Origin of the sequence: Paraburkholderia sp. Clong3 (assembly GCF_050436485.1) — a bacterium.
Taxonomy (GTDB): domain Bacteria; phylum Pseudomonadota; class Gammaproteobacteria; order Burkholderiales; family Burkholderiaceae; genus Paraburkholderia; species Paraburkholderia tuberum.
In genome coordinates this window covers 102789-117637 of the sequence record NZ_JBNDMH010000004.1, presented here as the reverse complement: position 1 = coordinate 117637, position 14849 = coordinate 102789, and the positions used below count along the sequence as shown (strand labels likewise).

The window sequence follows — 14849 nt, the reverse complement described above, 5'->3', positions numbered from 1 at the left end:
CTGACAGAACAGGAAACGACCCATGACCATTGGAGCTGAACTCGAGGCGCAGATCCTGCGCTATTACCACGTGGAGAAGTGGCGTTGCGGCACCATCGCGCGCCAGTTGCGCGTGCACCGCGGCACCGTCCAGCGCGTGCTGGCCCAGGCCGGCCTGCCCAGGATTGGCGCCGTGCAGCGAGCCTCACAGATCGATGCTTACCTGCCGTTCATCCACGAGACGCTAAAGAAGTTTCCCTCGCTCACGGCCAGTCGCCTGTATGCGATGGTGTATGAGCGCGGCTACCGGGGCAGTCACCACCACTTCCGGCACCTGATCTCGCTGCACCGGCCACGCCCGGTACCTGAGGCTTACCTGCGCCTGCGCACGCTGCCCGGGGAACAGGCGCAGGTCGATTGGGCCAGCTTCGGTCACCTGCAGATCGGTCGGGCACGACGACCGCTGATGGCCTTCGTGATGGTGCTGTCGTGGTCACGGCAGATCTATCTGCGCTTCTTCCTCGATGCCCGTATGGACAGTTTCCTGGCAGGACATGCCGGCGCCTTCGAAGCATGGTCCGGGGTCCCCAGGGTTCTGCTTTACGATAACCTGCGTAGCGCCGTGCTTGAGCGTCAGGGCGATGCGATCCGCTTCCACCCGACATTGCTCGCGTTCGCCGCGCATCATCGTTATGAGCCTCGTCCGGTGGCTGTCGCACGGGGCAACGAGAAGGGGCGCGTTGAACGGGCAATCCGCTTTGTACGCGAGAGCTTCTTTGCCGCTCGCAGATTCACGGACCTCGACGATCTCAACGCCCAGGCGGCAATCTGGTGCGCGGGACCCGCTGCTGAGCGGCCCTGCCGCGAAGAACCCATGATCACCGTGCGCGAGGCCTTCGGGCGCGAACAGCCCAGCCTGCTCACGTTGCCGGAGAATCCGTACCCGTGTGAGCTGCTTCTCGCCGTGAAGGTCGGCAAGACGCCCTACGTGCGCTTCGACCTGAACGACTATACGATCCCGTATACCCATGTGCGACGCACGCTCACGGTACGAGCTGATCCCCGGCGCGTACGCATTCTCGACGGCGCCGATCTGCTCGCCACCCATGAACGCAGTTACGATCGCGGCGCGCAGATCGAGATTGCCGCACACATCGATGCGCTCGTCGCAAGGAAGCACGAGGCCCGTCACCATCGCGGTCTTGATCATCTGGCCCGGGCTGCGCCGGCCAGCCGGACCCTGATGCTGCACGCCGCTGAGCGTGGCGGCAATCTGGGCAATATCACCACGCACCTGCTGCGACTGCTCGACCGCTATGGCCCGGCCGAACTGCAGGCCGCGATCGAGGAAACCCTTGCCAGCGACGCGGCGCCTCATCCCAATCCGGTACGTCTGGCGCTTGAGCGCCGGCGCGAGGCACGGCAGGCCCCGCCGCCAGTCACCCTCATCCTGCCCGAACACGTGCGCAACAAGGACACGCTGGTGACACCACACCGGCTCGACATCTACGACCAGCTTGCGGGAGGCGCCGATGAACACGCCTGAGAACCTTCATGGGCGCGCGAACGCCCTGCGTCTGTACGGACTGCTCGCGCATTGGACCGATGTGGCCGCCGAACAGTGGGTCGCGCCGCTGTTGCAGTGGGAAGAGGATGAGCGCGCCCGCCGATCACTGGAGCGACGTATCCGCGATGCCCGCCTGGGCAACTTCAAGCCGCTGTGCGACTTCGACTGGAGCTGGCCCACGCGCTGCGACCGGCTTGCCGTTGAAGAGTTGATGTCGCTCGGGTTCGTCAGGGATACCGCCAACGTCGTGTTGATCGGCCCGAATGGTGTCGGCAAGTCAACCCTCGCGCTCAATCTCGCCTATCAGGCGCTCGTGCACGGTCACACCGCGCTGTTCACTACCGCCGGTCAGATGCTCGGCGAACTGGCCGCACTGGACAGCGATTCGGCGCTGCGTCGACGCCTGCGCCGCTATGCATCCCCTGACGTCCTGGTGATTGATGAGGTCGGTTACCTCTCGTACTCAAACCGCCACGCCGATCTGCTGTTCGAACTGGTCAGCCGCAGGTACGGATCGGCAAGTACCGTGGTCACAACCAACAGACCGTTCTCCGAATGGCACGAGGTGTTCCCGAACGCCGCCTGTGTCGTCTCGCTCGTTGACCGGCTGGTCCATCGCGCCGAAGTCATTGCCATCGAGGGCGAGTCCTACCGGGTCAAGGAAGCGCGCGAGAGGGCCGAGCAACGCGCCAGCAGACGCAGTAGCGCGCGTGCGGAGAAGAAATCATGAAGCGCCTGGCACACCTGCCTTCGGGCATCACCCGTGGGCTCGACTTCCTGATACCGGACAACTGGTCGCCGGAACAGGCGCTCGCCGTCGTCGAACTCATCGGGGATCTGCGTGCCCGGATCTGCATGCACTATGACCTCGCCCTGCATGACCTGCTGCACGAACAGCATTCCCCTCCCGAGGATCCCAATCTCAACGACATCGGCGATCCATTCTGATTGGGACCGGCCACCCCGACCGAGGCCGTCAACGGCGCTTCATTGTTGACGGTCCTGGTGAACCTTGTGCCGCCATTTATGTGCGGATTTACGCCGCCGTCAACAGGAACCATAACAACGTCTGACGCACCGAACCAATCGCGCCGAACTGGCGGAATACTGAGCGGATGGCGTCCTGCACGCGCAAATCCGGATCCTTCTCCAGGCGCGGAGCGCCTGGACGACGCATTGGACCATCTCGTCGGTGCCGAACTGGTGTTCCGGCACGGGGCACCACCGGATGCGGAATACACCTTCAAGCACGCCCTGGTGCAAGATGCCGCGTACAGCTCCCTGCTGCGGGACCGGCGACAGCAACTGCATGCCCGCATCGCCATGGAGCTCGAGAATCATTTTTCTGACGTAGCGGAGCAACAACCGGAAATCCTGGCTGAACACTGCGCCCAGACCGGATTGACTGAAAAGGCAGCCCGGCTGTGGCTGCGTGCCGGTCACAATACTGCAAAACGCGCCGCACATCGGGAGGCGTCGGTCTTGTTCGAGAAAGCCCTGACTGCCTTTGCGGTCCTGCCGTCCTCGGCCGACACACTCGGAGAAATCATCGACATCCGATGGGATCTTAGCCACTCCCTGCATGCGCTCGGAGAAGTGACACGGGACCGCGCGAATCTGGAGAACGCGAAAGATGTTGCCGAAGGGCTTGGTGAAGAGGTACGCCTATCGCGTGTTCTATCAAGGCTGGCTTTCGCGCTCGGTTCGCTAGGCGATTCGATCGGCGCCGTCGAGGCAGGGGAACGCGCCCTCGCGTTGACGGAGCGGCGAAGCGACCCCGATGCGAAGGCTTGGGCGACCATGATGCTGGCACGATCACGGTATGGCTGCGGAAACTATGAGCGCGCGATGGTGCATGCTCGGCAGGCGCTGGCATTCCTACATGAAGGCCATGGCCACGGCCTCGGACCCGATGAGACTTACGTGAAATACACGCGCGTCAACGCTCGTATCTGGCTGGTGCTGTGTCTTGCCGAACTTGGCCGGTTCGACGAGGCTGCTGCCCTTGGACAGGAGGCGATGGACATGGCCCGAGGGATAAATGAGCCAGAGCAACTGATCTTTGCTGGCCACGGTGTCGGACGGATGCACCTTGTTCAAGGCAATCTCGACGTTGCTGTCGAGACACTTGAGCCCGCATTGGCCATGTGCAAGGCTGAGTTTCCATACTACGTTCCCCGAATAGCCTCCTGTCTGGGGGCGGCGTATGGCTCGCTGGGCCGGACCAAGGAGGCACTGGTTCTTCTGGAAGAGGCAGTTCGCCAGGCAGCGGCGAGCAATTTAACGTTCGGACATTCGCTAGTGCTCTCAATTTTCGGTCAAGTGTGCCAGCTCGCAGGCCGACAAGATGAAGCGCTCACTCATGCACAAGACGCCATTGATCTTGCTCGAGCCTCCGGCGAGCGAGGCAACGAAGCCTGGGCCTGGTGCCTGTTGGGCGATCTTGTCTCGGATGGCAACGCTACCGCACCTCGGATTGAGGAAGCTCACAATCACTATCGCATGGCGTTGATGATCGCCCACGACCTCGGTGCGTCCTTTGCAAGCACAGTGCCTATATGGCCTGTCTTGGCTGCAAAAGATGGGCGGAGATAAAGCATTGGGCGAGAGAAGTGCAGCAGACGCCGCATCGCTTTGCCGGGAAATGGGCATCAAACCATTGACTGGCTGAACATCGTCACGACCACCTCCTCCAGGTGCCACTTGTCGCCGCGACCCGGCGCTGTCGAACGGATACGCTTCGCGACCGCCAGACCGAACTTCGTCGCCCAGCACCGCACGTTTCGTACGTAAGCTCGATTCCCCGTGCCGCCAGCATCTCCTCAACCATGCGCAGGCTGAGCGGGAAGCGGTAGTACAGCCACACCGCGTAGCTGATGATGTCCGGCGGAAATCGATAGCCCTTGAACGAAATCGGCGCCTCGGCCGACAGCAAAACGGAAACGGAAGCTTTCTTTATGCCCCATTATATTCGTCGACCCCGGCGCCAACTTGACAATACCCCCTCGTGTCCAGTGTCGAGATTCCGACTGCCTGCTACGCGCGAAAACTGACCTAAATCGGTAGCGTTCCCGTTAAATACATCGAAGTCCGCCGGGTCGAGGCTGCGTTTCAGGTGATCGGAACGCTGCCAGAAGGCAAAACTCGTCCACGGAGGGGGCACGCGTGGCTGGCGGCCCTGGGTCCAATCCGCAATCCAGAGGGGATAGCGAGCGAATGCCGGCGAGTTCAGGTACCGCTGACCAAAGGCCCAATCCGTGTAGATCACAGGCGTACACTTCATCGTCTGTGAGACGTGCTTAAGCGCCGCAATGATCGTGCGCTGGACCTGCTCTACGGGAGGATAGGCCTGAGGCTTGTTGAGGCTCATTTCTTCGAAGTCAATGGTCAGGCAGAGATCTCGCGCTCGGGCCTCGCCCAGAGCTCGCACCGCACCGTCGACCTGCTCGACGGGGTCCTCGTCGAGCCGCAGGAAGAGATAGCCGCCCCGGTACAACGAACGGTGTCCCATGATCGCCCAATTGATGCTGAATTCCGGGTCAAGCCGGGTTCCATACGCGACTCGGGCAAACGCAAAGTCGAGATGCGGCACCGCGGCAAAGACGGCCTCCGCGCCGGCCTTGCCTCCTCCGGACCATTGCGACACATCCAGGCCGTGGGCGTTGCCTGGCATGCTGTCCACCTTTACCACGGCGTCGTCGCCGTTTCGCAAGGGAAGAACGCCTGTCGCATCCAGCGCGCCAAGAGTTGGTGCAGCCACGGCGGCGCGCGGCGCGGGCGCCGGCAACGCGTTCGAAGCTACGCCGGTGGAGGCCGGCTGGGTCGTAACCGACCCGCGACCAACCGGTTGTGACGCGACTGCAACTGGGGCAGAAGACAACACGCGGCCGACCGCGGCGGAACACGCCGTCGACACGCCAAGCATCACGGCGGAATTCACCTCATCCGGTATGCGAAAGCACCACGCAGCGATCGCAGTCAAAGCGCTTGCGCCGAGGACGACCGCGGCGGCGATCGTCCCCGCCCGCGGCAGAACGCGCCGGCGCCGGGTCGATGCATCTGGCGTCGTCTCGGCAGAACCTGGCGCGTTGTCCGACTGCGTATCCGTTGAACCATGAGTCAACGCATCATGTTGTCGCTCGCGGGCGCTTCCATGAGGGGGCGCCAGATCGCGCGGCGTCGGTGGTGCAAGCGCCGCCTGCAACGCCGCTCGCTCCGGTGCGCGCAGCATCAGCATGCCGTGCGTGGCGCTGCTGATCAGGTCGTACGCGTCCTGCGACAAGCAGATGCTGCGGTAAACGACCTCCCCCTTCTGGTTCAAAATTGTTGCCGGGTCATCGGTATAGTCCCCGGCGGAATTGATCACGATCCGAGGACGACCGGTCGCGACCTCCACGTGGGGATCCTGAAATGCCGCGCCGATACAGCGCCCCTGTCCGCGCTGCGTTGATGATGTCTGAAATCTGAAGGCGAACCCATCTGCCACCAAGCCTTCGATTAACATCGCAAGCGCCAGCGTACGCTCGGCTTCGCGCGCGCAGTCCTTCTCGAAATTCTCCGAGAGGTACAAAAATGCGCTCGCGCGCGCCCCGCTGAATTACCAATGCCCGACCGGATGGTTCAGTGAACCATCCGTAAGCGCTCAATGAACCACGTACTTTCGTCGCGATGAATGCCAGGGCAAGCTGGTGTCCACTTCAACGAATAGGTGGACACCATGCCAGAGGACAGCAAACTGAAGGAACGCCTGGTAACGGGGTTTGAGCGCGAGGGGCGTCGTCGTCGCTTCGATCCTCAAGCCAAGGATGAACTCGTGCGGGCCTGCTTGCGGCCGGGCGTTTCCGTGGCCCGCATTGCTCTCGAGCACGGGCTGAATGCAAATCTGCTGCGCAAGTGGATTAGCAAGTACGAGCAGCAGCAACCCGGCGGCGTAGCCACGGACCAGGTTGTCGAGAACTCGCCCGCCTTTGTTCCCGTGGTTGCGGTCAGCCGGGCTCATGCGGTGGCCTGCGAGCCGCGCGAGATGTCGATACCCGCACAGGCGGCTCAGGGTTCATGGCTGGTCGCCGAACTGCCCAACGGCGTTGTCTTGCGGCTGGAGTGCGCCAGTCATGATGCGGCGCTGGTGACAGCGATGGTGGAGACACTGGGGAGCCGCCATGTTCCGCTTCGACGCTGATGTGAAAGTTTACGTCCATCGCGACGCTGTAGATTTCCGCAAGGGCATTGCCGGCTTGTCGACGATCGTGGAGCACGCGCTGGGGCTGGACCCATTCGCGCGAGCGGTTTACGTATTTCGTAACCGACGTACCGACCGTCTAAAACTGCTGCTGTGGGAGCGCAACGGATTCTGGCTAATGCTGCGCCGCCTGGAAGCTGACAGGTTCGCGTGGCCACGTGGCGGCGAAACGGTGCTTGAGCTGAACGCCGAGCAGTTGCACTGGTTGCTCGAAGGTATCGATCTGCAGGCAATGCACAGGCATCCCGTACGACGCTACGAGCGAGTTTGATCGCTCGTAGCGTTTGCTGCTGAGGCGAGCTTCGAGTGAGTTCGGGCTGCTACAAAAATACGTATACCCATTAGGCCCAGCGATTCGCTATGGTTGCGGCATGACCCGCGAACGCCTCTCGATTACCGTCGAAGAATTCAACGCGCTCATCGCCGCGCGCGATGCGCTTGAGGCGTTGCGCGTCGAACACGATGAACTGCGCGGCGAGTTGCGGGTAGCGAAGGTAGAACGCGATCTCGCAAAAGAGCAGCTGCAGGTCATGTTGCGCAGGTTGTTCGGTGCGAAGAGCGAGAAGCGCGATCCCCGGCAAGAAGATCTGTTCCTGAACGAAGCCGAGATGCTGGCGCCGACAGCGGCGACGCTGCCGGCACTGGAAGACGGTCCGGACACCGAGGTGGCGGCGCACAAACGCAAGAAGCGCGGTCGTAAGCCGCTGGATCCGGCGTTGCCGCGCGTAGTGGTTCGCTACGAGATACCGGAGGCCGAGCGGTTCTGTGCGCAGGATGGCACCGAACTGTTCGAGATCGGCGTCGAGGTCAGCGAGCAGCTCGACATCATCCCGCAAAAGATCCAGGTGATCCGTCACGAGCGGGTCAAGTATGCGTGCAGGAAATGCGATCATGGTCTGAAGGTCGCCCCGGCACCACTTCGCATTATTCCCCGAGGGTTGTTCACTGAAGCGGCACTGGCATGGATCGTACTGTCGAAGTTCATGGACGGGCTGCCGCTATACCGGATCGCGGCGCTGCTGCGTCGCTTTGGTGGGAACATCTCGCGTAATACGTTGGCCGCGAGTGTGATCCGGCTCGGCCAGTCGATCCAGCCGGTTATCAATCTGATGCGCGATGTGCTGCTCGACGACGAGGTCGCGCAAGGCGATGAAACCAACGTACAGGTTCTCAAGGAATCGGGCAAGGCCGCGCAGACGAAAAGTGCGATGTGGGTGCAGATGAATGTCGTCGGGCCACCCGTGCGGCTGTTCAGCTACGCGTCAGGCCATGATGCAAAATATGGTGTCGCCCTGTGGGCCGGCATGCGTAAGCACGCAGCGCTGATGAGCGACGGCGGTGATGTCTACGACATCATCGCGAAAGCCAATGACCTGGTCCATCTGGGTTGCTGGAGTCATTGCCGTCGTTATTTCTTCGAGGCTGAAGCACTGCTGCCCAAGGAATCGCGCGGTCCCCATCAGCCCGCCACGCAGTTTCTTCTTCTGATCGGCCGGCTCTATGCCGCGGAGGCGCGCGCGAAGGAAGCGGAAATGACGCCGCAACGCCGTACGGTACTTCGCCGGCGATATAGCAGCAAGGTGCTGAACAGGATCCACACGTTGCTGGATCAGTATCTTGAAACGACATTGCCTTCGGGCAAGCTGGGACAGGCGCTGGGCTATCTCAGCGGACAGTGGCCGAAGCTATGCCGTTATGTTGAAAACGGTCTCTGGCCAATATGCAACAACGCCTGTGAAAATTCGATTCGTCCATATGTAATTGGAAGAAAAAACTGGCTCTTCAGCGACACGGTGGCTGGCGCGAAGGCAAGTGCGAATTTGTATTCGCTTGTTGAAACGTGTCGCGCCAACAACGTCGATATCTATCAATACCTGATTGATCTGTTCAAGGCATTGCCGTATGCGAATAGTGCCGACGACTACGAGGCCCTCTTGCCGTGGAAACTGGGCAAGCCTGCGCCCGGCACCGATGTCACTGCTTAGCTGATTCGATATCAGAGCGCAAGGGGCTGACAGACGCGGGTTGAATGAGCGCTTACAACCATCCAGCACGCCAAAGATCGCGGAGAGACACAGGACCTTCAGCGGTCATCTCCAGAACGGTCGTGAGCCACGTCCGCTCGAAGCCACCGAGTGAGCGCGTGAGGCGGTCAATATTCGATACAGTCATGACATGGTGTGGCGAGGATGCGCGTGATCGTTTCCGGTTAGGGACGGTCGGCAGCTGCCTCGCCGTCGCCTCCTGACAGCGATGCTAGGCGGCGGGCATCGGAGACGACTCTAATCGTCCTGTGCTATAGCGGTTTGAGGAGACTCGCCGTCGTCACATCGATTTTGGCCGCCGCCGCAACAGTGCCGGCCGTATCGCCCGGGCGGCTCATAGACCATTGGTCCGCTGCTGCTGCGGCGTTCTTTGCAGGTATATTCGTCGGATTCGCTCTGGAATAGGCCAATGCCGCTTGCGCCACTGCGCGACCATTGAAGTAGACGCTCGGGAACTGGGGCCTCTGTTCCTGTACTGCGCACGCCGCCCAAAACACTCTGACCGTTTTCCCAGCCGATACAGCAGCCTTTACACGACCAGTCACAATCGGGTTGCTCGTGAGAAGGTCGGCGAGAAGGGCGTCCGCGTTGACGAGAACTACTGCGCTGTTCCCTTTGGCTGCCCAGCCGTTGATTGCGCCTGCCTGCGCGCCGATGTCGTGCAGGATTAGGTTGGGTGCCTTTGCGCCGGCAGCGTAGACCGTGACGAAACCCAACGCCGCGAAATCGTCATAGCCCTTCGGCGGATGAATCAGCGCACCGCGGTTCACCGGGGTATTCGACAGCAGCATCCCGGCAGCGCTGACCGTCATTGCTGAGCCGACCGTCTGTGAGATGTGCAATTCAACACCGGCCGGAACAGTAAAGGTTGCTGCACCCCCCCTATACGTGCCGTGTCCAACAATAATCACATCATCCTTACCTGTACTGATCATAATGTTTTAAACTTCCAAAGTAGGCGTCTGAACGCTACCCGTGACGCATGTTGGTGTCCGGCAGAAGATCCCGCCGGGCCGTTACGAACTGCGCCAGACTCAGCTGCCGCTGCCGCCACTACCACCGCCACCGCCGTCACCAGACGTACCGCTGTCCCCACCACCACCTGTGCCTCCGGTGCCACCACCACTGCCGCTTCCGCCGCCAGTAGTGCCTGAGTCATCACCAGAGATCGAGAGGAATTTGTTCGGATAGTACTTGGCCATCCAGATTTTTGCGAGTTGCGAGGCCGTGATGCTCTTGAGAGAGTAAGTGATCGGAGCGCCAATGTTCCCGGCGATGCACTTCTGGATGTAGTCATCCAGCGCGTCCATCATCGAGTTGGTATCGATCATTTTGTTCTGGCCATCGTCGATCTGCGCCAGCGCGGAGAGTGCGCTCTCCATCTGGCTGGACTTCATGGCAATGAACTGTCCACCAGTGCGGGCTGCCTCAGCCGACGACGCCACAGACTCCTGAACGCTCGCAGTGCCCCCCTGCAGCTTAAGCAACGCAGCCATCGACGACGCGCCGTCGAAGTTCGTAAACTGCTGCACACCCATCTTGACCTGATTCGATCGGATCGACGGGATCGAGCCGATCGTGGTCAAGGTCCAGTGGGAGGTGACGTTCTGCGTGGACAGAAGTGCTTTCGCGTCATCGCTGAACGAGGCATTTACGCCGAAGCCGCCGGACACATCTTCGAACCACCCCGCGATCTTGAACTGCGACTGTAGAGAGTCAGCGACACTTTCCATCGTCTCGCTGCTTTCCGTTTCAGTCGAGTTGAGAATGTGGACCATGCCGATGAAACAAGAACCGACCGTAGCTCCCGATAGCAGTGTCAACGATTTCTCGTCCTTCGTGTTGGCCTGCGCCGCGATCTTCGAGATTGACGCAATCGAGTCCGTTTTGATCATGTCGTCGGGGAAATATGCGTTGAAAGCGCGGATCCCTTTGTCGACGTCCAAGATAAATGGTGCAAGCAGCAGCGCATCTTTGTGCGTGCATGTCACAGCTACGACCAGCGTGCCAGCGATGCTGTGATTCTGGGTTTGACTGTTTACCTGACCAGCAGCCGAGCTAGACGCTTGCGATGCAAAATCATCGCCAAAAATACCAACCTGACCGCTGATGAATGTTGCGATCTTCGACGCATGCGTGCCGGAATTCTGCGTATTCTGATCAAGCGCGAAGTACTGGCAGTTCATATTCAGGCTGTCGGCCGACAACGGCATCTGCTTGATTTGCGTGCGGTTGTAATCGATCGGACTCTCGACGGAGTCAGTGATCGAGCCAAGCTTTGCCTTCAGCGGCTGGATCGCTTTGAGCGATGCGATCTTGGCTTTCGCATATTCTCCCGCCGCAGTGGCGATCTGCTTGCCCATATCGACGGACTCTGAGTCGACGGCTGACGTGTCCACTCCCATGCCCGCGAGTTCTTGCGAGGTCATGTCGAGGGAACGCTTGGTCGAGATCATCGAGTTGAGCGTGTCCTCGGCGGCATCCGCGGGCGCCTGCGCTTGGGAGATTTGCTCCAACGTCGCCAGGCGGGCAGCACTGACGAGGTTTCCGAGCGCTAGCGCCGGATCGTAGGGGATGGTAGACGGCATGATTCAAAGACTCTAGGCGATTGACGATGCGTGGTGATGAGCTGGACGCCCGCCAGTTAAACTACGATGCGGCCGCGTGCGCGGCGGTATGCCCTTCTTCCTCTTCGCGGTAGGCCTTCAAGGGGTATGCGTCCTTTTTGTGCAAAATCTGGCGGTCTCCCCCCGGTGAGCCGCATCCAGCAAGGCTTTCTGTTTGCGCGGGCGATGCACCAAGCTCGATCTTGCAAGTCGTTGAAAAATGAGGGCATTTCAGAGCAAAGCTCCAGGTTTTGCACGAAAAGGACGCATACCCCTACAAGCTCAGCCTGCGCGACCTGGTCGAGATGATGGCCGGGCGCGGTTTGTCGCTGCTCCCGCTGTCTGGAATGCCGTCCTGTTCAATCGATAAGCTATCCATACCGATAGGAAAAATCTCGGCCTGACCAGCCATTTGCACCATGTATGGACGACTCCCTGTTGTCAAGCAGTCCGGGTTCTCTGGCATTGGGTCGAGATTGCAGCCATGTATCCGGGCTCAGTTCGCAGCACTCGCTGCTGGCCCGCGATGTATATCCGCGAATGGGTACCCCATCAGAACCTCGGGCCCGGTTGCCCATGGTGCAAAGCGGGTTTGACCCACCATGGTCCGACCGTTGTGTCATCGAATTGAAGTCTGCTCAAGCAACCTCTGGAAAGTGGACGCTGTCGCGATGTTAAACGCTGGATCTGTCAATCCGTCGTGCTGGATCGTGTCGGCACGTGGCTAGCCTGATAGGCCTGACCTCGTATCAGCATGGCCCAGGCTGTTCGCGCATTCTTTGTACGCGATCCATTGACGACACCCCTCAGAGTAAGGGCGCGGTTGTCATGAGATGTGGTACAGGGCTCAGTCAGCGGAGATCGATGGGCATCTTCCAGGGCAAGAGCGCGTCGTAGTCGTCGACGGTCTGTGCCAGCGGGAGACGCTGTAACAGCCAGGTGAGATAGCGATACGGATCAATGCTGTTCGCCTTGCAGGTTTCGACCAGTGAGTAGAGATTGGCGCTCGCGTTTGCGCCATCGACGGTGTCAGCAAACAACCAGCCGCGGCGTCCCAGGCAGAACGGGCGAATGGAATTTTCGCAAGGGTTGTTCGATATGGGCCAGTTGCCGTCTTCAACGTAACGGATCAGCTTCGGCCACTGCCCGTGCAGATAGGTCAGCGCCTTGCCGAGCAGACTGTTGGGGACGACGCCAGGCGAGTGCTCAAGCATCAGCTTTTCGATAACATCGAGTACGCACGCGCTGTATCGTCGTCGCAATCGCTGTCGTCGCCCAGCCGTCCACGTCTGGCTTCGCGCTTCGGCCGCGAACAGTTTTCCGATCAGGCTGATGAAGCGTGTCGCGAGCAGATCGGGCGGGCGCGCTGCTTTGGGGACATTGTCTTCCGCCTTCACAAAGTACCGTCTTGCGTGCGTCCAGCATCCGAGGTGCACGAGCTGGTACTGTTCAGCGATGCCGTTGTAGGGTTCGTATCCATCGGTCATCAGGGCGGCACCTTTACGGACACCGGCAAACAGCCTGTCAGCCAGCCTGGCGCCACGACCTGGCGTATAGGTGAAGCAACGGATGGGGATGCCCGAACCGGTCATCTGCGCCCACAGATAGCTTTTCGTTTGCGGCTTTCGCCCTTGCTCCTTCAGGACCTGGAACGTCGTCTCGTCGCCGTAGATCAGTTCGGCATCGAGCAGCGCATCGCGCATCAGGTTGATGACGGGTTGCGTCGCAAGACCGACGCGGACCATGCTCGCGGCAATCGTGTTCGACGAGATGTCGCCGCCGAAGCGACGCAGCAGACCGGCCTGGCGATAGAGCGGCATGCCGAACTGGTACTTGCCGGTGGCGATCCACGCGAGCGCCGATTCACTCAGCAGCCCCCGCGGGATGATACGGGGCGGTGCCGGCGTAACCTTGATGCCGAGATCGCAACATAGGCAGGCGTACTTGATACGCTGATGCTGGGTGACTCGCAACTGCTCGGGAATGACATTGAGCTGCTCACTGATCTCGACGCCGATCTCGACGAGCGCGTGTCCGTCGTGATCGCAGAAGCGCTCTGCCTCAGGGAGTTCGTGTCGCACGACATCACGCGGCAGATTGGGATCGAGAGGCTTGCGGTGGCCGCGCTTCTTGCGCTTGTGGGCCGCGACCTCGGTTCCGGGGGTATCTTCCTGCGCGGGAGTGGCGTTCGCGCCGAGCGCTTCGGCTTCGTTGAACAGGCCGAACTGGTCCGAGGCGCGCGCTTCGCTTTTCGCGCCAAACAGTTCGCGACGGTAAGCGCGCAGTCGTTCCTCGGCGAGATCGCGCTCAGCTGTCACGAGGCGCAGTGCGCTGCGAACCTCCTCATGATCGCGCTGAAGCGAACCATAGGCCTCTCGCATCGCGAGCAGTGCCTTGAGTTCGTCGGCGTCGATGATCACGTTGATCGGCATACCGCTTAGACCGGCACGCCGGTGACGTGTTCAGCTCACGCGTGCATAATTTCGACTGGGATGTCGCTGGACTGCGGCAATGTCGATGCCCTCGATAAGCCAGTGCAACTGCTCGACGCTCAGTGTCGCGACCCGGTTCGCGCTGTCAGGCCACACGAAGCGATCGTTTGCCTCGAGTCTCTTGAGCATGAGCCAGAAACCGTTGCCCTGCCAGCCCAGGATCTTGATGCGATCGCATCTCCGGTTGGTAAACACATAGAGCGAGGAATCCATCGGGTTCAAATGCATGGCCTGCTCCACGAGAATCGACAGGCTGTTCATGCCATAGCGGAAGTCGACTGGTTCCCGATGCAGGTAGACCTTCAGGCCTTCGTCGAACCGGAACACGGCATCCTCCCCAGCATCTGGACCACGGCGGTCAGTTCGTCGATGCTCGCCTCGCCGAGATCAAACTCGACGCCGTTGGACAGTCGCACATGCAGTGCGAGCGTCAGCGATGGCGATGGCGATGGCGATGGTGACGGTGACGGCGACAGCGACGGCGGTGCGGTTGGCAGTGCTGGTGGTGCTGCAACGACAGGCACGAATGCCGTGGGCGAGGCGACAGGTGGGGAGCGTTTGCGCGAACCCGGGATGTCAATGGGCGCGCCATCAATCACCGCGAGCGCGCCCTCCAGTACGATTTCCTCCGGGGCATGCGGACGTTCCTGTTCGCCGGTAGCATCATCCTGCGATGCCGGCGATATGCCTTTCTCGCGCTCCAGCAGGTACTTCGTGATCCACTTGCGTAGCAGGTTGGCGTTGATCCCGTGCTCCTGCGCCAGGCGGGCAACCGACACGCCAGAACGCAGCGCTTCCTCAACTAGCGCACGCTTGCCTTTATCGTCGTAACGACGGCGACCGTCGCTGCTGCGTCGAACTACTCTTAACTCTGGATCTTTGTCAGCCATAGGTGTCCACCTCCGAATAGGTGGACACCTA

General features: G+C 60.7%; 14 protein-coding genes and 1 pseudogene. 7 read left to right on the top strand and 8 right to left on the bottom strand.

Annotation, left to right across the window (positions count from 1 at the left end; genetic code table 11):
* The first annotated feature begins 22 nt into the window (after positions 1–22).
* Genes istA through OKW30_RS38500 form a run of 3 tightly spaced genes read left to right on the top strand, consistent with a single transcriptional unit; the run spans position 23 to position 2494 of the window.
* The gene (gene istA / locus OKW30_RS38510; RefSeq protein WP_429345680.1) at positions 23–1525 is read left to right on the top strand and encodes an IS21 family transposase; all 1503 of its coding nucleotides are present in this window, start codon (positions 23–25) and stop codon (positions 1523–1525) included.
* Positions 1512–2276 carry an IS21-like element helper ATPase IstB gene (gene istB, locus OKW30_RS38505; protein WP_429345679.1) on the top strand — a complete coding sequence of 255 codons (765 nt, stop codon included), beginning with the start codon at positions 1512–1514 and terminating at the stop codon, positions 2274–2276. The genes istA and istB overlap by 14 nt, the downstream gene beginning before the upstream one ends.
* Positions 2273–2494: a hypothetical protein gene (locus OKW30_RS38500; RefSeq protein WP_429345678.1), complete on the top strand. Its 222-nt coding sequence runs from the start codon at positions 2273–2275 to the stop codon at positions 2492–2494. The genes istB and OKW30_RS38500 overlap by 4 nt, the downstream gene beginning before the upstream one ends.
* A gap of 88 nt (positions 2495–2582) precedes the next feature.
* Here OKW30_RS38500 and OKW30_RS38495 read toward each other — a convergent pair whose 3' ends face one another.
* A complete protein-coding gene (locus tag OKW30_RS38495; RefSeq protein ID WP_429349302.1) occupies positions 2583–2723 on the bottom strand; it encodes a hypothetical protein in 141 nt (46 codons plus the stop codon).
* Between OKW30_RS38495 and OKW30_RS38490 the strand changes: the two genes are divergently transcribed.
* On the top strand, positions 2723–4141 hold the full coding sequence (locus OKW30_RS38490) for a tetratricopeptide repeat protein (RefSeq protein WP_429349301.1): 1419 nt from the start codon (positions 2723–2725) through the stop codon (positions 4139–4141). The genes OKW30_RS38495 and OKW30_RS38490 overlap by 1 nt on opposite strands.
* A 77-nt stretch (positions 4142–4218) precedes the next feature.
* On the opposite strand, the pseudogene OKW30_RS38485 reads toward OKW30_RS38490, so the two are convergent.
* Positions 4219–4481: pseudogene (locus OKW30_RS38485) on the bottom strand (IS6 family transposase); the annotation flags it as partial.
* 30 nt (positions 4482–4511) lie between these two features.
* Complete coding sequence (locus OKW30_RS38480) at positions 4512–6116, bottom strand: GH25 family lysozyme (RefSeq protein ID WP_429349300.1); 1605 nt, start codon at positions 6114–6116, stop codon at positions 4512–4514.
* A gap of 147 nt (positions 6117–6263) precedes the next feature.
* On the opposite strand from OKW30_RS38480, the gene tnpA reads away from it, so the two are divergent.
* The 3 genes from tnpA (at position 6264) to tnpC (OKW30_RS38465) (ending at position 8770) form a co-directional block, all read left to right on the top strand.
* Positions 6264–6725, top strand: coding sequence for an IS66-like element accessory protein TnpA (gene tnpA / locus OKW30_RS38475; protein WP_429346559.1), 462 nt, complete (start codon positions 6264–6266; stop codon positions 6723–6725).
* Positions 6706–7056, top strand: a complete 351-nt coding sequence (gene tnpB / locus OKW30_RS38470; RefSeq protein WP_429346560.1) for an IS66 family insertion sequence element accessory protein TnpB — start codon at positions 6706–6708, stop codon at positions 7054–7056. Before tnpA ends, tnpB (OKW30_RS38470) begins: the two co-directional genes overlap by 20 nt.
* A gap of 100 nt (positions 7057–7156) precedes the next feature.
* Positions 7157–8770, top strand: a complete 1614-nt coding sequence (gene tnpC / locus OKW30_RS38465; protein WP_429347739.1) for an IS66 family transposase — start codon at positions 7157–7159, stop codon at positions 8768–8770.
* Positions 8771–9081: 311 nt separating this feature from the next.
* Here the strand turns inward: tnpC (OKW30_RS38465) and OKW30_RS38460 are convergent, their stop codons facing one another.
* The 5 genes from OKW30_RS38460 to OKW30_RS38440 form a co-directional block, all read right to left on the bottom strand.
* Entirely contained in the window at positions 9082–9765 is a 684-nt protein-coding gene (locus tag OKW30_RS38460) for a putative adhesin (RefSeq protein WP_429349299.1), read from the bottom strand.
* 99 nt (positions 9766–9864) lie between these two features.
* Positions 9865–11418, bottom strand: a complete 1554-nt coding sequence (locus tag OKW30_RS38455) for a hypothetical protein (protein ID WP_429349298.1) — start codon at positions 11416–11418, stop codon at positions 9865–9867.
* Positions 11419–12287: 869 nt separating this feature from the next.
* Entirely contained in the window at positions 12288–13868 is a 1581-nt protein-coding gene (gene tnpC / locus OKW30_RS38450) for an IS66 family transposase (protein ID WP_429346844.1), read from the bottom strand.
* A 30-nt stretch (positions 13869–13898) separates the two neighbouring features.
* Positions 13899–14255 (bottom strand): IS66 family insertion sequence element accessory protein TnpB, encoded by a 357-nt coding sequence (tnpB, locus tag OKW30_RS38445; RefSeq protein ID WP_090812713.1) that lies wholly within the window; start codon positions 14253–14255, stop codon positions 13899–13901.
* The gene (locus tag OKW30_RS38440; protein ID WP_429346843.1) at positions 14231–14818 is read right to left on the bottom strand and encodes a transposase; all 588 of its coding nucleotides are present in this window, start codon (positions 14816–14818) and stop codon (positions 14231–14233) included. The genes tnpB (OKW30_RS38445) and OKW30_RS38440 overlap by 25 nt, the downstream gene beginning before the upstream one ends.
* Positions 14819–14849: the final 31 nt, after the last annotated feature.